The following is a 17,551-nucleotide window of genomic DNA, read 5'->3' as shown; positions in this document are numbered from 1 at the left end:
TAGGCTTCGGAGCAGCCCATGGCCGCCCCGTCGCTCAGATCAGCGACACTTCACATTGCCGCGGTCGATCGATCGGCCCAGCACCGCGCCGCCACCCGCGCCGAGCAGCGTGCCGAGCGTACCGCCGCCGACCAGATTGCCTAGCACGCCGCCACCGAGCGCGCCGACGACCAGACCGGTGGTGCCGTCGTTACGCTTGCAATAGGCACGACCGTCCCGGCCCTTGTAGATGCGATCGTTGCGGCCCAGGCGACGCTCGCGATATTTGCCCGAGCGGTAATGCTCCGACGGTTCCCAGTTGCGGCCGTTGTCGCCCTGCCAACGATGGTCGCCCCGCTGCGCGGCGGCGGGGGTCATGGCGACGGGCGATGCCATGGCGATAGTGGCGAGTACAGCGAGCAATCCGGTCTTCATCATTGGTCCTCCTGCAGGGATGATGCAGGATAACCGCAGCCGCCACGTTTGGTTGCCGTGGCTGACCTATTTCCCCGGCGGCCGGGGTGCGGCCTTGGTCTTGACCAGCCATGGCTTGACCAGCCCGGTCGGGTGCGGCGTACCGTTCAGGCGGCGTGCGGCGACCAGCCTGATCGGCCGCAGCAGCAATTGCCCGCCCATGCCCCCGCCGGTCGGCAACGCCAGGATGCGCTTCACCACGGGCATGCCGGACACGACATGGCCGAACGCCGCATAGCCGGGATAGCTGCCCTTTGCATCCATGCTGGGCATCGCGCCCACGGTGATGAAGAAATTGCCGCCGGCGGACCCCGCCTCTGCCCGGCGCGCCATCGAGATCGTGCCGTCGACATGCCTGATCCCGGTCATCGCCGTCGTTTCGAGCGGGAATGGCGGCAGGATGCGCCGCGCGTCGGTGCGGATACCGCCCTGGATGAAGCCATAGGTCGGGGCGCTGCGATTGCGGGCGGAGCGATAGAAGCTCATCCCGTCGAAGCGCTTGTCGTCGACATAGCCCATGAAGTTGGCGACGGTCTTCGGCGCCCGTCGCGCTTCCAGCGCCAGCACGATCGGGCCGTAGGGGGTGTCGAGCCGCACGCGGACGACCGCCGGGTCGCGGGGAGCGGCGGCCGGCGCGGCGGTGGCCAGCGCTGCAATTGCGAGCAGAATCAGCGGAACACGCATCGCCAGCCTCGCTATGCGGATGTGCCGCTTCGTGCAACCGCGCCGTACCCACAGATGGTAGCGCTACGATTGCGACAAACGAATGCTGGATTGCACTTTTTGCAATTGCTTCGTTTCGTGCTGCGATGCACAACGACTGTGCCTTTCAGGCATCCTCTCCTAAAAACTTTTCGGCCGGTCTTTGACCGGCCTTTTTTTTGGCCGCGATCCGGCGTAGGGGACGGCTGTCCAGACCGCGCCGTCAACGAGATATACGGAGTGGAGCCCGCCGGTGAAACCGGCACCGGCGCGATCGGGACGCGGGGGATCGAGTCCAGCGGCGTATCGGATTCTCCCCCGCCGTTTCGTCAGACGACCGTGTCGGAGCGTCCATCATGCACATCGGCATCCTCGCGACGGGCGCGCCTCCGGGTGATCTGGCGCGGACGCATGGCCTTTATCCTGACATGGTCGCGCGACTGCTCGGACCGGATCATCGTTATTCCAGGTACGACGTTCGCGCCGGCACGTTGCCGGCGGTGGCGACGGAGTGCGACGCTTATGTCGTTACCGGGTCTGCCGCCGGCGTGAACGATGGCCTCGACTGGGTGGACGCACTTGCAGCATTCCTGCGCTCGGCGCGGGGCCATGCGCGGTTGATCGGCATCTGTTTCGGGCATCAGGCCATCGCCCACGCCTTCGGCGGCACCGTGGTCAAGGCACCGCAGGGTTGGGGTCTGGGCCTCAGCCGCTACGATCTGGCGGCACCGGTCGCAGGGCTGGCCGGCCAGGTGGTGGCGATGGCGTCGCATCAGGATCAGGTGACGCAGGCACCCGCCGGTGCGCGCGTGCTGGCATCGAACGGGTTCACGCCGTGCGCGGCGCTTGCCTATGCCGACGGTCAGGCGTTGACGCTGCAATTCCACCCCGAATTCGATGCGGATTACAGCCAAGCCCTGATCGCGGCGCATACGGCGCCCGACATCGGCGATGCGTTACGCGCCGCCGCCACCCGCTCGCTGGACGGGGCCAGCGACAATGCCGCCATCGGCGCGTGGCTTAATCGGTATCTTGAAACCGGATCGTCGGCCTGAACGGCACTGGCGCGATGTCGCACACGGCGCCGCTTCCCGACGCCGCAATCCAGCCCCGCGGTATCGCAATGCCGTAATGCTCACCCGATTCGCGGATGCCGTACCGCGCAGGACCAGCTTGATCCGGGTTCGTCATTGCGAATGGAGGCGTCATCGGCACGGCGCGCTCCGTCTCATCCGGCGGATCGCTATGCTGCCGCCCTCATTCCCGTGTGCCGGTCAGCGTTCCCACCACCTCGCCCGCAATCAATATCCGGCAGGCTTGCGCCCGAAGCCGCCGCCGCCGGCGGGACGACGCGAGACCAGCGGATTGGCCTCGCGTTCCAGCAGGTTGAGCGTTTCGAAGAACAGCGGGCGCAGGCGGACGACGTGTTCCAGTGCCTCTTCGCAGCTATCCTGCCGCTCGACGCAGTCGCGCGCGATCTCCTCGATCGTCTCCGCCAGCGCACCCAGCGGGTCGGCGCCGAACTGGCGCGATTCCCCCTTCAGCGTATGGGCGGGGATCACCATCGCCGCCGCGCTATTGCTGCGCATCGCCTGTTCGATGGCGGCGACGGACTTGACGCCATCCTCGCGGAAATAACCCAGGATGCGCACGAACCCGGCGCCGAGTTCGGCGCGCGCCTTGGCGAACGCCACCCAATCCACCAACGTGCTGCCTTCGAACGACACCGCTATCTCCCCGCGCGATGGATGCCCCACCGATGTTCGCAGGCAGGATTAGGGCAAAGCGGTAAACACGACGTTGCCGACGGGCCGCATCAGTCCTTATTATCGAAGGGATTTTTCGGCGCGCGGAAGGTGATCCGCACCGGAACGGCACCAAAGCCCAGTTCCTTGCGCATCGAATTCACCAGATAGCGTTCGTAACTTGCTGGCAATTGGTCGACGCGCGTGCCGAAGATCACGAAGCTGGGTGGCCGCGTCTTGACCTGCGTCACGTACCGCATCTTGATCCGCTTGCCGCCGGGCGCGGGCGGCGGGTTCGCCTCGATCGCGCGTTCGAACCAGCGGTTCATCTCGCCGGTGCCGACCCGCTTTGACCACGCCTCGCGCGTGTCGAAACACGCCTGGATCAGCTGGTCGATGCCCTTGCCGGTCGCCGCCGACACGGTCATCACGGTGACGCCCTTCACCTGCGACAGGCCGTCCTCCAGCGCGCGCTTGACGCCGTTGAACAACGACGAGGCGTTTTCTGCGACATCCCATTTGTTGAGCGCGATGACGAGCGCGCGGCCCTCTTCCAGCACCTTGTCGGCAATGCGCAGGTCCTGCGCCTCCAGCCCCAGCGTCGCATCGAGCAGCAGCACGACGACTTCGGCGAAATCCACCGCGTGCAGCGCATCGGCGACCGACAGCTTTTCCAGCTTGTCCTGCACCTTGGCGCGCTTGCGCATGCCGGCGGTGTCGATCAGCCGGACCGGCCGCGGTTCGCCCTTCGGGTCCTGCCACAACCAGTCGACCGCGATCGAATCGCGGGTGATTCCGGCCTCCGGGCCGGTAATCATCCGGTCCTCGCCCAGCATCCGGTTGATGAGCGTCGATTTGCCGGCATTCGGCCGGCCGACGATGGCGAGCTTCAGCGGTGCATCGGGACGATCGTCGTCCTCTTCCTCGGGCATCGCCTCCAGCGCCGCCTCGATATGCGGCAGCAGCGCCTCGAACAAATCGCCCATGCCCTCGCCATGCTCGGCGGACAATTGTACCGGATCGCCGAATCCGAGACTGAGCGATTCGAGGATACCCTGCTCGCCGGCCTTGCCCTCCGCCTTGTTGGCGGCGAGCACCACCGGGGTCGAGGACGAGCGCAGCCAGCGCGCGATTTCCTCGTCGAGCGGCACGATGCCGGCGCGCGCGTCGAACAGGAACAGCGCGACATCCGCCTGCCCGATCGCCGCCTCGGTCTGCAACCGCATGCGGCCGGGCAGCGTCTGGGCGTCGTGATCCTCGTAACCCGCGGTATCGATGATCCGAAAGTCGAGGCCGATCAGATGCGCATCGCCCTCGCGCCGGTCGCGGGTGACGCCGGGACGATCGTCGACCAGCGCCAGTTTCTTGCCGACGAGGCGGTTGAAGAGCGTCGACTTGCCGACGTTGGGACGGCCGACGATCGCGACGGTGGGAAGACGGGACATTCGCCCGCTCTTAGAAGAGGTCGCGGGATAAGGGAACCGACACCTTGGTCAGCCCCGATCCGCGTAGGGCGGGCGTCGGCGCGGCGGGCGGGAGGCAATGGTCTTGCCTGCCCCCCTCCGTCACCACCCGCCAGGCGACGCCCCCCCCTATTTCGGAGGAGGCGCCAGACTCAACGATAGGCCGAGATTTTGCCCGACTGACCCAGCGTGTACAGCGTGCCGTTGGCCACGATCGGCGGCAATGCGAATGCATCCTTGGTGTCCACCGTCGTCACGACGCTGCCATCATTCGGCGAGGCATAGACGAGCTGGCCCAGCGAATTGGTCATCACCAGCCGGTTACCCGCCAGCACCGGTCCGAACCAGGTGACCTGCGGCCCCTTGTTCTTCTTGGCGTTCTTGAAGCGCTGCAATTGCGCGATCCAGCGCGCCTTACCGTTCGACCGGGCGAGGCAGACGAGTCGTGCATCGTCGGTGACGACGAACAGCCATTCGCCCGCGATCCACGGCGTCGAGATGCCGGCGAAATTCTGTTCCCACAACCGCTGGCCGGTGGCGAGGTCGAGGCTGACCATGCGCCCGCCCTGCCCCACTGCAAAGACGCGGCCGTTGTCGATCACCGGTGCCGCATCGATGTCCGACAGGCTCGACACCGACGTGGTGATCGAGGTGCGCGACAGGGCATCGCCCCACAGGACGCGGCCGTTTTCGTAGCGATAGGCGTTCAGCTCGCCGCTCGAAAAGCCGGCGACCACCGTGCCCTGGCTTGCCGCAGGCGCCGCGACGCCGAACACGCCCTGCGTTTCGAGCGTGCCGGACTGCGCCCACTGCACCTTGCCGTCGCTCTGATCGAGCGCGAAGATCTGGTTGTCCTGGCTTTCGACATAGACCGACCCGTTGGCGACGGTCGGCGCGCCGCGTAGCGGACCACCCGGCTTGCCGCGCCAGACTTCCTTGCCGTCCGCGGCATTGAACGCGACCACGTCGCCGACGCCATCGGTGGCGAAGACGCGCCCGCCCTCATAGCTGACGCCGCCGCCGAAGCGGGCCGGCCGGTTCTGGTCGCCGGTGCTGACCGGTGCCTCCCACAGTTTCGCGCCGGTGTCGGCGGCAAAGGCGTGGAGCACGGCCTGGACGTCGACGACGAACAGCTTGTTCTCCGCCACGACGGGGGCGGCACCGAGCCGTTCGCGCGCCGAACCGCCGTTGATCGATGCCTGCCATGCGCGCGACGGTGCGTCGGCGAGCGTCAGCTGCCCCATCGACTTGGCCGCATTGCCGCCCGGCTGGGTCCAGCTATCATTTGGGGCGGCCGCGGGCAGCGTCACCTGGATGTCGGCGATCGTCTTGTCCGCTTCGATCGCGCTCTCCGACGCCAGGATCGGCACGCGTTCGCCGACCGTCGGCGTCTTCTTGGGGCCACCGCCCTTGAACACGCCGCAGGCGGACAGCGCCATCAGCGCGGCGATCGCCACGCTGGCCCGGTAGGTGGTCGTCCGCTGGCGGGCCCGATGCTCGATCATTGCGCAGGTGCTTCCTTGGATTGTGCGGCGTGGACGCTGGCGGGGGTGACGACGCGTACGTCGGCCGCGGCGTTCGCATTCACGTCGGCGCCCATCGCGCCGGCCATCTGAACGCTGCGTTGACGGATCGATTCGGGAACCGTTTCGTCCTTGGCCATCTGGCCGAACATCTGTCCGGCCAGGTCCTTGCGGCCGCTGTTCAGATAGGCGAGCGCGACCAGTTCGCCGGCGCTGCCGAAATAGGGATTGCCGGTGACCGCCAGCGGACGCAGCCGTTCGATGACGACCTGCGGCTTCAGCGTGTCATATTCCGCGACCGTCTGGCGGATCAACGCCAGGTCGCGGAACGGCTGCGCGATGCCGCTGTCGGCCGCGATGGCGCCGAACTTGGCGGCAGCGGCCTTGTCCTGCTTCTTGCTGAGCAGGATGTCGGCCTCGGTCATCATCGCCAGCGCCTTGTAGCCGTCCCGACCCGATGCGGCGATCGGCGCCAGCGCCTTGGCGGCCTGATCGGGCTGGCTGTTGCCCAGCGCGTCATAGGCCGCCTGGAGCTGCTCGCCCTGCACGCCGGCGGCCTCCTTCTGGCGGTGCTGCCAATACAGCACCCCGGCAAAGGCGACGAGCGCCAGAACGATCGCGGCGATCGTCCAGCGGCCATAGCGTTCCCAGAACGTCATCAGCTGGTCGCGGCGCATCTCGTCGTCGACCTCGCGCAGGAACGCTTCGTTGTTTTGCGGCGTAAGGGCCAAGGAGGGCTCCGGACAAAGAGACAGAGGAAAGGGGAACGGCGCGCATCCTTAGCGGTCACGGCCGGGAAACAAAAGGTGGCGTAACGACCGGTCGGGATCAGCCCCTGGACGGGTAGATCTGCTCGGGTCCCGGAAAGCTCCGCGCCCGGACCTCAGCGGCATAGGTTTCGGCTGCGGCGGAAATGCGGCCGGCCATATCGTCGTAGCGCTTCACGAAGCGCGCGGTGCGTTCGAACAGGCCCAGCATGTCCTCCGCCACCAGCACCTGTCCATCGCAGCGCGCCGAGGCGCCGATGCCGATCGTCGGGCAGGCGACGGTATCGGTGATGCGGATCGCGATCGGCTCCATCACCCCCTCGATCACCACCGCAAACGCGCCCGCGTCGGCGACGGCGGTGGCATCGGCGACGATCTTCGCCGCCTCCGCCTCGTCCTTGCCGCGCGCGCCATAGCCGCCAAGGACGTTCACCGCCTGCGGCGTCAGGCCGACATGCCCCATCACCGGAATGCCGCGTTCGCTAAGGAAGCGGACCGTCGGTGCCATCGCCTCCCCGCCCTCCAGCTTCACCGCCGCCGCGCCGGTCTGCTTCAGCAGATAGGCCGCGCTCTCGAACGCCTGCTGAGGAGATCCTTCGTAGCTGCCGAACGGCATGTCGATGACCACCACCGCGTGGAAGCTGCCGCGCACCACCGCCGCGCCGTGCGCCGCCATCATCTCCAGCGTCACCGGCACCGTCGACGGCAGGCCATAGATGACCTGCCCCAGGCTGTCCCCGACCAGCAGCATGTCGCAATGCGGATCGAGCAGCTGCGCAGTGCGCACCGTATAGGCGGTGAGCATCACCAGCGGTTCGCCCCCCTTGCGACGGCGGATCGCCGGTACCGTCAACCGCTTCAGCGGCGCGGGTGTCGGCGTGGCGCGGCTGGTCGCGGTATCGATCGTATAGGTGGTGGACATGGCGCGACCTTAATCGGGTGCGCCCGGTCGATCCAGCCCCGGCGGAGGACCGATCCACCGCCATCGCCACGAACCGGATCGGAGCGTGGGCCAACCCCATCGCGCCACGCCGGCCATCGCCTGCATTCCCGCGCGGCGATGGCGGCCGGGGACGGATCCGCCCCAGCTCACTTCTTTCTGGGCAGCACCGCCAGCGTCCAGTCCTTGTCCGGCACCAGATACTTCGCCGCCGTCGCCTGCAGCACCGCGGGCGTCACGTCACCGAAGTCGCGACCGATGCGGCGGGTCGCCTCCAGCCGGCGATCGTCAAAGGCGCCGCCCGACAGTTCGCGCAGCCAGAACAGGCTGCTGGTCGAGGCCCGGGCATAGACCTGCTGCAACGGCCCCTTCACCCGGGCGAGTTCGTCGTCGCTGACCGGGTTCTTCGCCAGGTCCGCCGCGATCTCACGCGACAGGCGGAAGAACAGGCCGACGTTGGCGGGCGCCACCTGGCTTACCGCCATCAGCCGCCCGCCACCGGGCAGCCCCTTGGGCCAGTTGCTGGCGACGCCGGGGCTGTAGCTGGCGCCCGCCGCCTGCCGCATCCGCTCGAACAGCCGATCGCTGAACACCTGCGCCAGCACGTCGAGCCGGCGCGCCTCGGCGATGTCGGTCAGGCCCGCGCCGATCGGCCAGGCGATGACCGCGCTCGCCTGGTTGTCGGGGCCGTTGTGGTAGCGCAGCACCGGCGTGGCATTGTGGGCGGGAAAGCGCACAGGCGGCGGTGCGGCGGTCGGCGCGGTGCGGGCGGGGATCGCCCCCAGGCTCTTGGCCACCGCGGCCACCGCCTCGTCCGCCTTCACGTCGCCGAACACGTCGACCTCGATCGGCCCGCTGGCGAGCAGCGGCGCCCAGAACGCCTCGAAGCTTTTCGGCGTCAGCGCGTCGACCGCCTTGGCGTCGGGCGTCGCCCAGCGCGGATCGCCGGCGTGCAGCAACCCTTCCAGATCGCGCGACAACACCCCGTCCGCCGACGAATCATAGCCGGGGATCGCGGTCAGCGCCGCCGACTTCGCCCGCGCGACCGGCGCCGCGTCCCAGCGCGGATGCGCCAGCTTGGCGGCGATCAGCGTCAGCTCGTCGGCATAATCCTTGGGATTGCTCAGCGCGGCGATCGAAAAGGTATCCTCGTCGATGCCGAAATCTAGGCCGAGCTGGCGACCCGCGGTCAGCTGGTCGAGGTCGTCCTGCCCCAGATTGCCGATCCCGCTTTCCATCAGCGCAAGGTCGCCGGCCCATGCGGGGCTCGGCCGGTTTGCGGGCAAGGCGTTGTAACCGTTGCCGAAGCGTACGCGCACGAACACGCGGTTGGTGTCGTCGGGGTTCGGGAACACCAGCATCCGCACGCCGTTCGCGAACACCACCTTTTCGGCCGGCAACCCGTCGATCGGGGTGCGCGTCACCACCGTGCCGGGGGTGCCGAGCGCCGGCAGCTTGCTGAAATCGACCGCCGCCTGACTGGCGCGCTTGATCGTCAGCGCGGACACGTCCGCCTTCAGCGCGGCGGCAAGCTTTTCCGCCGTCCCCTTTTCCGCGGTGCGGGTGTTGACGAGCGCACGCGTCGCATCGCCCTGGAACAGCTTCTTCGACGAGGCGAGCACCGCGGCGGGGTTGAACATCCCCTTCTGCTTGGCGTCGGTCAGGATCGCATAGCTGTTTTCGGGCGCGGTCACCGTCTCGCGGATGTCGAGCGCGCCGGCCATGTCGTCGGCCTGCTTGGCGCTCGCCTCGACCCGCGCGGTTTCGACACCGTTGCGGATCGCGACTTCGTAATCGGCATATTCACGGTCGATCTCGGCCTGCGTCGGGGCCGAATTCTGGGCGTCGGCGATCACCGCGCGCACGTCCTTCAACGCCTGTTCCCACTGGTCGCCGACCGGCAGGATCATGACCGTCGTCATGTTCGCCGATCGCGACCGGTCGTCGAGGTCGACGCCGGCCTGCACGAAGCTGGCACCGGCGCGCGCGCGCCGTTCCAGCCGCCGGCTGATGACCTTGGCCGCGATCGTGTCGACCATCCGCTTCTGGTTGAAGATCCTGGTGTCGTCATTGTACTGCCACGGCCGCAGCACGCCCATCATGACGAGCGGCGGCAGGCCCGGTTCGACCAGCGTCGCCGACGTCGGCTGCGAGGGGTCGGGCTTGCCGAAATCAAGCGCCGGGCTGGCGGGGCCATTCCCCTTCCAGTCAGCGAAATGCGTCGTGACCATCTGGCCGAGCGTCGCTGCATCCATATCGCCCGAAATGATGACGACCGCGTTTTCCGGGCGATACCAGCGATCGTGGAACGCCTTGATGCTGGCGCCGTTCGCCGCCTCCAGCGTCTCGACGGTGCCGATCGGCGAGCGGTTGGCGAGTGGCTGGCCGGCGAAGAACAGGCCGTTCATCGCATCCTGCAGCTTGACCTGCGGGCCGGGCTGCTCGCGCCGCTCGGCGAGCACGATCGGACGTTCGCTCGACACGGCGGCATCGGTCAGCGCCGGCGCGGCCATCATTCCCGACAGGATCTTCAGGCTTTCATCGACCGTCTGGTTGGTCGCCGACGGCAGGTCGAGCTTGTACAGCGTCTGCGTCGGCGTGGTCGATGCGTTGCTGTCCGACCCGAAGGTCGCGCCGAACCGCTGCCACACCCGCTTCGCCTCGCCGTCGGGGACGTATTTCGATCCGCGGAACGACAGATGCTCGATGAAATGCGCATAGCCGCGCTCGCTGTCCTTTTCGTTCAGCGAGCCTGCATCGATGCGGACGCGGATCGACACCTGCCCCGGCGGCACGCCGTTCTTGCGCACCGCATAGCGCAGGCCGTTGGGCAGCGTGCCGAACACCCACGCCGGGTCGTGCGGCAGGTCGCTGCCCTTGTACAGCCAGGCGGTGGGGTCGACCTTGACCGCGGCAGCGGCAGCGGCAGCGGCGACCGGCGCCGGCGCCTTGGTCTGGGCGGTGACCGTCGATGCGAGAGCGAGGACGAGAACGGGCGCGAATGCGCGGGGGAAGAACGCCATAGGCCGCTCATGTAGCGCCTGCCGCCCGCTGCCGCCAGCGTGACCGTATCGCCCTCGTTTCGGTCATCATTTCGCCCCAGCAGGGGTCTAGCGCCAACCGTGGGACGACAGTCGGCGCATCCAACCCCCGCCGACTCGATGATGGTGCTCGCGATGACGGTGGCAAGGAAGCAGGCGGAGGCCGCAATGTGGCGGCAATCGGGCGAAGCGACGGCGATGCCGGAGCTGACGCTGGTGCCCGGCGCGCCCGAACCCGATGTCGCGATGCAGGCCGAACCCGGTCGGCCGTTCATCATCCGCATCGGCAAGCACCTACGCGGGGTGTTCGACCGGCTGATCGGTGCATCCTCGCTGGTCGCCACCGATCCGGTGCTCGACGTCCGCGATTTCGGCTGGACCGCATCGCTGCGCGATCACTGGCAGGACATTCGCGATGAAGCGATCGCGGTCAGCCAGACCGGCGCTGCGCCCAGCCTCGCCACGATCTCGCCCGACCATCGCTCGATCGCGCGGATCGGCAAATGGCGCTCGTTCTTCCTTTGGGGTTACGGCTATCCGATCGACGAGAACCTGGCGCGCTGTCCGAAGACGCAGGCGCTGGTCGAGCGCATCCCCGGCCTCAACAGCGCCTTCTTCTCCATCCTCGCGCCCGGCACCCACATTCCGGCGCACCGCGGGGTGACGAAGGGGCTCATCACCTGCCACCTCGGCCTGATCGTGCCGCGCGACGGCGACGTGCGCATGCGCGTCGCCGACCGGGTCGTCCGCTGGGCGGAGGGCGAGACGTTGGTGTTCGACGATACCTACGATCACGAGGTGTGGAACGACACCGGCGGCACCCGCGTGGTGCTGCTGGTCCAGTTCGAACGGCCGTTGCGCAATCCGGGCAAATGGTTCGCCGACCTGTTCCTCGGCTTCGTCCGCCGCTCCGCCTTCGTGCAGGAGGCGCGCCAGAATATCGCCAGCTGGAATGCGGCGGTGAAGGCGCTGGAGGCCTGACGTGCTCCCCCGGGTCCGGTGGGGATTGGGGGATGGAAACAAACCCTTTCCCCCACTGCGCTTGATCGCCCGCCCGACACGGTCCACATGGCAGCCATGCTGATCGAGACCGAAACCACCCCCAATCCGGCGACGCTGAAGTTCCTGCCGGGCCGTATCGTCATGGATGCGGGCACGCGCGACTTCGCCACGCCTGAGGAAGCGGACGCCAGCCCGCTCGCCGAGATGCTGTTCGCGCTCGGCGACGTCACCGGCGTGTTCTTCGGCCGCGACTTCGTGTCCGTCACCGCCGCCCCCGGCGTCGAATGGCACAGCCTGAAACCCGACGTGCTCGCCATCCTGCTCGATCATTTCGCCGCCAACATGCCGCTGTTCCGGCAGGGCAGCGCCGGCTTCAGCGTGCCGGGCGCGGACGAACCGATCGCCACGGACGATCCCGCCGATGCCGAAATCGTCGCGCAGATCCGTGAACTGATCGACACCCGCATCCGCCCCGCGGTCGCCAACGACGGCGGTGACATCGTCTACCGGGGCTTCGACAAGGGCAAGGTGTTCCTGGCGATGCAGGGTGCCTGCGCCGGCTGCCCCTCGTCCAGTGCGACGCTGAAGAACGGCATCGAGCAGCTGCTGAAATATTACGTCCCCGAAGTCACCGAAGTGAGGGCGGTCTGATGTCGCAGATCCTGTCCGACGACGCGCTCGACGCGATCTTCCGCAAGGCGCGCAGCTACAATGCCTACACCGACGAACCGGTCAGCGAGGATCAGCTGCACGCGATCTGGGAATTGATGAAATGGGGGCCGACCTCGGCCAACCAGCTGCCCGCACGCCTCGTCTGGTGCGCCAGCGACGAGGCGAAGGACAAGCTCGCCGCGTGCACCTCGCAGCAGAACCAGCCGAAGATCCGCAACGCGCCGGTCAGCGTCATCATCGCGATGGACGTGGAATTCCACGATCATCTGCCCGAACTGTTCCCGCACACCGATGCCAAGGCATGGTTCGACGGCAATACCGAATTGCGCGAGGCATCGGCGTTTCGCAATTCGACGCTGCAGGGCGCCTATTTCATCATGGCGGCGCGCGCATTGGGGCTCGATACCGGCCCGATGTCCGGGTTCGATCAGGGCGCCGTCGACAAGGCGTTCTTCGCCCACCAGCCCGGGGTGCGCACCAATTTCATCTCTACGCTCGGCCACGGCGATCCCGCGAGCATCTTCGACCGCTTGCCCCGTCCCGCCTTCGCAAAGTTCAACACCATCGCGTAGACGCGCTTCACTGTCGAACCACGCACGCCCTCCCCCGGCGTAGGCCGGAATCGTGTCCATGGATCGCGTAAGACGGCACATCCGGCGGGCGGCGTATCCGGGACGGTCGTCACCGTCCGACCGCATCTCGCCCGCTTGTGTCCCCCCGCCGCCTGTCGCAAAGCGGGCGCCAGACGAGCCCATGACCGACACACCTCCCCCCCCTCGCCCGCCATTCGCACTCTGGTCATCGACACCGCCACCGCCGCCTGCTCGATCGCGCTGATCGAGGGCGGCGCGATCCTCGCCGCCGCGCATCGCGAGGTTGGACGGGGCCATGCCGAACAATTGCTGCCGATGATCGCCGAACTGCCCGATGGCGGCCGCGCTGCGCATATCCTGGTCGACGTCGGCCCGGGCAGCTTCACCGGCCTGCGCGTCGGGATCGCCGCCGCGCGGGGCCTCGCGTTGGGCTGGGGGGCGGACGTCCACGGGTATTCCAGCCTGTCGCTGATCGCCGCCGCCGCCTTTGCCGCCGGGCAAGTGCATGACATTGCAGTCATGTTGGAAGGAGGGCATGGTGAGGTGTTCATGCAAGCCTTCGCCCCCGGCCCCATGCCCCTCGACGCCCTCGCCTCGCGCACCCCCGACGCGGCGATCGACGCACTCGCCGGCCGCCACCCGGTCGGCAACGGCGTGCGCTGGCTGCAGCAGGTCGCCCCGGATCTGGTCGGCACCCCGGCGCTGCCCAATGCGGCCGATGCGCTGCTGTTGCCGATCCCGCTCGCCACGCTGCCGCCGCGCCCGCTCTACGGCCGCGCGCCCGATGCCAAGCTTCCCGGCGGCAAGCTCCCCGCCGCCGGCACGGTCGCCTGATGCCCACCCGTCAGGTCGTGCTGCGCACCGGCGACGCGCGCGACGTCGCCATCGTCGATACGCTGATGAGCGCCAGCTTCGATGCCGCCTATGGCGAGGCGTGGACACGCAACCAGTGCCTTGGCGTGCTCGCCATGCCCGGCGTCCGCCTGACGCTCGCGACGGTGGACGATCGCCCGGCCGGTTTCGCGATGGTGCGCAGCGTCGCCGACGAGGCCGAATTGCTGCTGCTCGCCGTCGATCCCGCCTGTCGCCGCCGCGGCATCGCCACCGCCCTGCTGCGCGCCGTCATCGCCGAGGCGCAGGCGGGCGGCATCGCCGACCTGCATCTCGAGGTGCGCGCCGGCAACGAGGCGGTGAAGCTGTACGCCGCGCAGGGCTTCGCCAAGGTCGGGGAGCGCCGCGGTTACTATCGCGGCAAGACCGGACAGGTCTTCGACGCCCACACCTACCGCCGCGCCGTATAGGCGAAACCGCCGTCGGTTCAGGCCCCTGCACCCCACCGTCATTCCCGCGCAGGCGGGAATCCAGACGCGCAGCGCTTCTGGTTGAAGGCACTTCGCGACCCCACCCGCGCGACACCGACGGGATGTGGTACCCGCCCAGGGATCACCTCACCGCAACCCGATCTTGTTGCGAGTCGGTTTCGCTTTTCGCAACAAGCCCGCTGCACTACATGGTGTTCATGCCTCGCAAGATCGACCTCGAAGCCCTCTGCAACCAGAAGGGTCTCCGCATCACCGAACAGCGCCGCGTCATCGCCCGCGTCCTGTCCGAAGCCGAAGACCATCCGGACGTCGAAAAGGTGTACGAACGCGCCTCGGCGATCGATCCCGGCATCTCGATCGCGACCGTCTATCGCACCGTCCGCCTGTTCGAAGAGGCGGGCATCCTCGATCGGCACGATTTCGGCGATGGCCGCGCCCGCTACGAACCCTCGCCCGAGGCGCATCACGATCACCTGATCGATGTCGAGACCGGGCGCGTGATCGAGTTCGTCGATCCGGAACTCGAGCAGCTGCAAAAGGCGATTGCGGAAAAGCTCGGCTTCCGCCTCGTCGATCACCGCATGGAATTGTACGGCGTCAGCCTCGACCGCAAGCCGTGATGCCGATCGCGGCCCGGCCCGCGACGATGCTCGCTTGACCGGCAACCTGCGCCTCGGCCTGCGACTGGCCGCGTTGGCATCGGCGCTGATGGGTGCGCTCCTGATCCACGGGCTGTGGCGGCTGTTCCGCATTCCGTCGCCATGGCCGCGGCGGTTCCTGGGGCTGGTCGCGCGCATTGTCGGCGCGCGGGTGCGGGTGATCGGCACACCGCTGCGCCGCGATGTTGTGCTCCTCGCCAATCACCTCAGCTGGATCGATATCCTCGCGATCGCCGGCGCGACCGGCAGCGCGTTCGTCGCCAAGGGCGAACTACGGGGCGTGCCGCTGGTCGGCTGGCTCTGCACGCTCAACCACACGCTGTTCGTCTCCCGCGAAGACCGCTTGCAGGTGACGGCGCAGATCGCGCGGCTGCGCGATGCCATCGGTGGTGGCCGACCCGTCACCATCTTTCCGGAGGGAACGACGGGCGACGGGCGGACGCTGCTGCCGTTCAAGGCCGCGCTGCTCGCCGCGCTGGATCCGCCGCCGCCGGGGGTGCGCGTCCAGCCGGTACGGATCGACTATGGGGCGGCGACCGCCGATCTCGCCTGGGTCGGTGAAGAACCGGGCCAGCACCATGCCCTGCGCGTCCTGCGGCGGCGCGGCACCTTCCCGGTAACGCTGCACCTGCTCGCGCCCTTCGATCCTGTCGAAACCGGCAACCGCAAGGCCATTGCCGCGGCGGCACGATCCGCGATCGTGGCTGCCGCCTGATCGCCGGCCGTCAGCGCATGCCGGCGCCAAAGGTGTAGGACAGCGCCAGCCCGCCCGACAGCTGGTTGCGCGATCCGAACGCACGCACGACCGGCGACCGGCCCGGATCGTCGACCAGCCGATCGTATTTGGCATAGCCCGACACGCCCCAATGCGTGGTCAGCTGGCGCAGCGCCCCCGCCGTTGCGCCGACCGCCTGCACGCCGCCATCCGCCCTGAACGCCGGCAGGCCGGCGCGCACCGCATCGGCGGCCGCAACCCCGAAATAGGCGCGATTGTAGCGGCTGCCCGACAACGTCAGCCGCGGTCCGATCGAAAACAGCCAGCGATCCGCATCGCGTGCGACGTAATCGGCGCCGACCATGCCGATCAGCCCCTTGTGGCCACCGATCCCCTGCCGCGCCTCCACCCGCACGCGCAGCGCGTCGGTCAGCGCATATTGCGCGAAGCCGCCGACCTCGACCGTGAAGCCCACCGACGGCAGCGCGCCACCGACATCGCGGCTGCGACGCCGCCCCTCGAAGCCGATCGATGGCCCGAACTGGAACCGGTTGTCGCGCAGCACCGGAAAGCCCGCGCTCTCGTCCGGCGCCTCGAATGCGAACGGCGTGTCCCCGCGCGTGCGAGACACATCCACGAACGGGCGCAGGCTTACCGAATCCGATCCGGGGTAACTCGGCACCAATTGCGGGCCCAGGCCGATGCGCGTGCGGCGCGGCGCATCCGGCGCCGCCTCCTGCGCATGGACGGGAACGACACCGAGGCCGGCGGACGCCAGCAGGGCAAGGGCGATGTGGCGAATGCTCTCCATGACCACGAGCCTACAGCTTTCCCACGCTTTGGCGAGAGGGCTGCATTGAGGCTGTGGCACGGGGCTGGCCGCATAGCTGGGCCACGGCGCTGCGGTCCGCTTCAATCCCGCCGCCGCGCGACCGGTTTGGGCAACGGTCCGGTCACCGGGTCGAGCGTGTCGATGCGGCGCTTGACGCAGCCAAGCACCGCATCCGTCGTATCCTCGCCTTCGCGCACGCAGGCCCGCACCATCGCGCAACCGACCCGGTCCAGCCTGGGGTCGCCGCTCGAAATATCGGCGTGGCACCAGCGGAACGCCTTGCCGCTGCTGGCATAATGCAGCCGGATGCGGCGCAGCTTGCGGGCGATCACGACGATATCCTCGGGCTCCCCAGGCGTCTCCGCCACGCTGGCGCGCAATGGCGTCGTTGCCGGCGCGCCCTCGGCCACATCGGGATGCCCCGGCGTACCGGGCAACGGGCCGTCGACCAGCGCATCGTCCGCCGTCGCCTCTGACCGTTCCGGTCGCGCGGCCGTGGCCGACGGCGGCGCGACCGCGATTGGCGCCGCCACGGCCGTGACCGGCGCCGGCGCCGACGCCCGTTGGCAATCACCCATGCGGCGGGCCGATACCCGCCACCGACTTTTCGGCGCGGCATATCCGGGGCTGCCGACACGAAGCGTATAGTCCGCGGTCAGGCTGGTCGCCGCGATCGCAGCCCGCATCCGCGTCTCGGCGACCAGCCCGGTGACGACCCCCGCATCGCCTTCCGCCTGCGCGGCAAGCGCACAGCGACGACTGCCGTTCACCCGATCGCGCGTGATCGTCAGCCCCATGCGCGAACACAGCCCACCCTCGTCCGATACGGCGCGGGCGCCGATCAGTTGTTCCAGGATCGCGGGCGTATTGCCGTCGCCGATGCAAAGGCTCCAGTCCTGCGGGCCCCGGCCGCGGTGACCGTGCGATCCGGCCACGGGGTCCACCGATACCGCTCCGGCATGAAAGCTCCACAGTCCCGCCTCCATGCGCGGCGGTCCGGCCTTGACGATGATGTCCTGCCCGGTCGTTGGCCCCGCCTGCGCCGCCAGCACCATCGCGACCGCCGCCGCCGCCCCGCCGCCAACCGATCCCCGCACCATCGCCCGTCCCTCTCCCGACCGG

Annotated in this window: 18 protein-coding genes; 8 read left to right on the top strand and 10 right to left on the bottom strand. The window is 68.5% G+C overall.

Annotated features, from left to right (window positions below; genetic code table 11):
* Positions 1-39 precede the first annotated feature (39 nt).
* Positions 40-414 (bottom strand): glycine zipper 2TM domain-containing protein, encoded by a 375-nt coding sequence (locus GTH33_RS11380; protein WP_163959957.1) that lies wholly within the window; start codon positions 412-414, stop codon positions 40-42.
* A gap of 66 nt (positions 415-480) precedes the next feature.
* The gene (locus GTH33_RS11375; protein WP_163958493.1) at positions 481-1,137 is read right to left on the bottom strand and encodes a peptidylprolyl isomerase; all 657 of its coding nucleotides are present in this window, start codon (positions 1,135-1,137) and stop codon (positions 481-483) included.
* Between the two features lie 374 nt (positions 1,138-1,511).
* Here GTH33_RS11375 and GTH33_RS11370 point away from each other — a divergent pair, with 374 nt between their 5' ends.
* Complete coding sequence (locus GTH33_RS11370) at positions 1,512-2,210, top strand: type 1 glutamine amidotransferase (protein WP_163958492.1); 699 nt, start codon at positions 1,512-1,514, stop codon at positions 2,208-2,210.
* 246 nt (positions 2,211-2,456) lie between these two features.
* Here GTH33_RS11370 and GTH33_RS11365 read toward each other — a convergent pair whose 3' ends face one another.
* The 6 genes from GTH33_RS11365 to GTH33_RS11340 all read right to left on the bottom strand — a co-directional run bounded on the left by GTH33_RS11365 (position 2,457) and on the right by GTH33_RS11340 (position 10,616).
* On the bottom strand, positions 2,457-2,882 hold the full coding sequence (locus tag GTH33_RS11365; protein WP_163958491.1) for an Hpt domain-containing protein: 426 nt from the start codon (positions 2,880-2,882) through the stop codon (positions 2,457-2,459).
* An 89-nt stretch (positions 2,883-2,971) separates the two neighbouring features.
* Entirely contained in the window at positions 2,972-4,345 is a 1,374-nt protein-coding gene (gene der, locus GTH33_RS11360) for a ribosome biogenesis GTPase Der (protein WP_163958490.1), read from the bottom strand.
* Between the two features lie 170 nt (positions 4,346-4,515).
* Positions 4,516-5,868 carry an outer membrane protein assembly factor BamB family protein gene (locus GTH33_RS11355; RefSeq protein WP_163958489.1) on the bottom strand — a complete coding sequence of 451 codons (1,353 nt, stop codon included), beginning with the start codon at positions 5,866-5,868 and terminating at the stop codon, positions 4,516-4,518.
* Positions 5,865-6,617, bottom strand: a complete 753-nt coding sequence (locus GTH33_RS11350; protein WP_163958488.1) for a tetratricopeptide repeat protein — start codon at positions 6,615-6,617, stop codon at positions 5,865-5,867. Before GTH33_RS11350 ends, GTH33_RS11355 begins: the two co-directional genes overlap by 4 nt.
* A gap of 97 nt (positions 6,618-6,714) precedes the next feature.
* The gene (panB, locus tag GTH33_RS11345) at positions 6,715-7,575 is read right to left on the bottom strand and encodes a 3-methyl-2-oxobutanoate hydroxymethyltransferase (protein ID WP_163958487.1); all 861 of its coding nucleotides are present in this window, start codon (positions 7,573-7,575) and stop codon (positions 6,715-6,717) included.
* Positions 7,576-7,742: 167 nt separating this feature from the next.
* The gene (locus GTH33_RS11340; RefSeq protein ID WP_163958486.1) at positions 7,743-10,616 is read right to left on the bottom strand and encodes a M16 family metallopeptidase; all 2,874 of its coding nucleotides are present in this window, start codon (positions 10,614-10,616) and stop codon (positions 7,743-7,745) included.
* A 264-nt stretch (positions 10,617-10,880) separates the two neighbouring features.
* On the opposite strand from GTH33_RS11340, the gene GTH33_RS11335 reads away from it, so the two are divergent.
* The 7 genes from GTH33_RS11335 (at position 10,881) to GTH33_RS11305 (ending at position 15,597) form a co-directional block, all read left to right on the top strand.
* A complete protein-coding gene (locus GTH33_RS11335; protein ID WP_420853545.1) occupies positions 10,881-11,615 on the top strand; it encodes an aspartyl/asparaginyl beta-hydroxylase domain-containing protein in 735 nt (244 codons plus the stop codon).
* A gap of 96 nt (positions 11,616-11,711) precedes the next feature.
* Positions 11,712-12,287 carry a NifU family protein gene (locus GTH33_RS11330; RefSeq protein ID WP_163959955.1) on the top strand — a complete coding sequence of 192 codons (576 nt, stop codon included), beginning with the start codon at positions 11,712-11,714 and terminating at the stop codon, positions 12,285-12,287.
* Positions 12,287-12,880, top strand: a complete 594-nt coding sequence (locus GTH33_RS11325; protein WP_163958484.1) for a malonic semialdehyde reductase — start codon at positions 12,287-12,289, stop codon at positions 12,878-12,880. The genes GTH33_RS11330 and GTH33_RS11325 overlap by 1 nt, the downstream gene beginning before the upstream one ends.
* Positions 12,881-13,093: 213 nt before the next feature.
* Complete coding sequence (gene tsaB / locus GTH33_RS11320; protein WP_163959953.1) at positions 13,094-13,735, top strand: tRNA (adenosine(37)-N6)-threonylcarbamoyltransferase complex dimerization subunit type 1 TsaB; 642 nt, start codon at positions 13,094-13,096, stop codon at positions 13,733-13,735.
* Positions 13,735-14,202 (top strand): GNAT family N-acetyltransferase, encoded by a 468-nt coding sequence (locus GTH33_RS11315; RefSeq protein WP_163958483.1) that lies wholly within the window; start codon positions 13,735-13,737, stop codon positions 14,200-14,202. The genes tsaB and GTH33_RS11315 overlap by 1 nt, the downstream gene beginning before the upstream one ends.
* Positions 14,203-14,420: 218 nt before the next feature.
* Positions 14,421-14,843, top strand: a complete 423-nt coding sequence (locus GTH33_RS11310) for a Fur family transcriptional regulator (RefSeq protein WP_163958482.1) — start codon at positions 14,421-14,423, stop codon at positions 14,841-14,843.
* Positions 14,844-14,877: 34 nt separating this feature from the next.
* The gene (locus GTH33_RS11305) at positions 14,878-15,597 is read left to right on the top strand and encodes a lysophospholipid acyltransferase family protein (protein ID WP_163958481.1); all 720 of its coding nucleotides are present in this window, start codon (positions 14,878-14,880) and stop codon (positions 15,595-15,597) included.
* Between the two features lie 10 nt (positions 15,598-15,607).
* Here GTH33_RS11305 and GTH33_RS11300 read toward each other — a convergent pair whose 3' ends face one another.
* Entirely contained in the window at positions 15,608-16,408 is an 801-nt protein-coding gene (locus GTH33_RS11300) for a MipA/OmpV family protein (protein WP_163958480.1), read from the bottom strand.
* Between the two features lie 101 nt (positions 16,409-16,509).
* Entirely contained in the window at positions 16,510-17,529 is a 1,020-nt protein-coding gene (locus tag GTH33_RS11295; RefSeq protein ID WP_163958479.1) for a hypothetical protein, read from the bottom strand.
* Positions 17,530-17,551 lie beyond the last annotated feature (22 nt).

This window comes from Sphingomonas insulae, from assembly GCF_010450875.1.
Lineage (GTDB): Bacteria > Pseudomonadota > Alphaproteobacteria > Sphingomonadales > Sphingomonadaceae > Sphingomonas > Sphingomonas insulae.
The sequence above is the reverse complement of the archived record's forward strand: the minus strand, read 5'-3'. Positions and strand labels throughout refer to the sequence as shown.

Bases quoted from the DNA above. Each gene is read 5' to 3' on its own strand.
- GTH33_RS11335 (WP_420853545.1), top strand. From the start codon at position 10,881: ATGCAGGCCGAACCCGGTCGGCCGTTCATCATCCGCATCGGCAAGCAC.
- GTH33_RS11310 (WP_163958482.1), top strand. From the start codon at position 14,421: ATGCCTCGCAAGATCGACCTCGAAGCCCTCTGCAACCAGAAGGGTCTC.
- GTH33_RS11295 (WP_163958479.1), bottom strand. From the start codon at position 17,529: ATGGTGCGGGGATCGGTTGGCGGCGGGGCGGCGGCGGCGGTCGCGATG.
- panB (WP_163958487.1), bottom strand. From the start codon at position 7,575: ATGTCCACCACCTATACGATCGATACCGCGACCAGCCGCGCCACGCCG.
- GTH33_RS11370 (WP_163958492.1), top strand. From the start codon at position 1,512: ATGCACATCGGCATCCTCGCGACGGGCGCGCCTCCGGGTGATCTGGCG.
- GTH33_RS11300 (WP_163958480.1), bottom strand. From the start codon at position 16,408: ATGGAGAGCATTCGCCACATCGCCCTTGCCCTGCTGGCGTCCGCCGGC.
- GTH33_RS11330 (WP_163959955.1), top strand. From the start codon at position 11,712: ATGCTGATCGAGACCGAAACCACCCCCAATCCGGCGACGCTGAAGTTC.
- der (WP_163958490.1), bottom strand. From the start codon at position 4,345: ATGTCCCGTCTTCCCACCGTCGCGATCGTCGGCCGTCCCAACGTCGGC.
- GTH33_RS11315 (WP_163958483.1), top strand. From the start codon at position 13,735: ATGCCCACCCGTCAGGTCGTGCTGCGCACCGGCGACGCGCGCGACGTC.
- GTH33_RS11325 (WP_163958484.1), top strand. From the start codon at position 12,287: ATGTCGCAGATCCTGTCCGACGACGCGCTCGACGCGATCTTCCGCAAG.
- GTH33_RS11355 (WP_163958489.1), bottom strand. From the start codon at position 5,868: ATGATCGAGCATCGGGCCCGCCAGCGGACGACCACCTACCGGGCCAGC.
- GTH33_RS11380 (WP_163959957.1), bottom strand. From the start codon at position 414: ATGAAGACCGGATTGCTCGCTGTACTCGCCACTATCGCCATGGCATCG.
- GTH33_RS11340 (WP_163958486.1), bottom strand. From the start codon at position 10,616: ATGGCGTTCTTCCCCCGCGCATTCGCGCCCGTTCTCGTCCTCGCTCTC.
- GTH33_RS11375 (WP_163958493.1), bottom strand. From the start codon at position 1,137: ATGCGTGTTCCGCTGATTCTGCTCGCAATTGCAGCGCTGGCCACCGCC.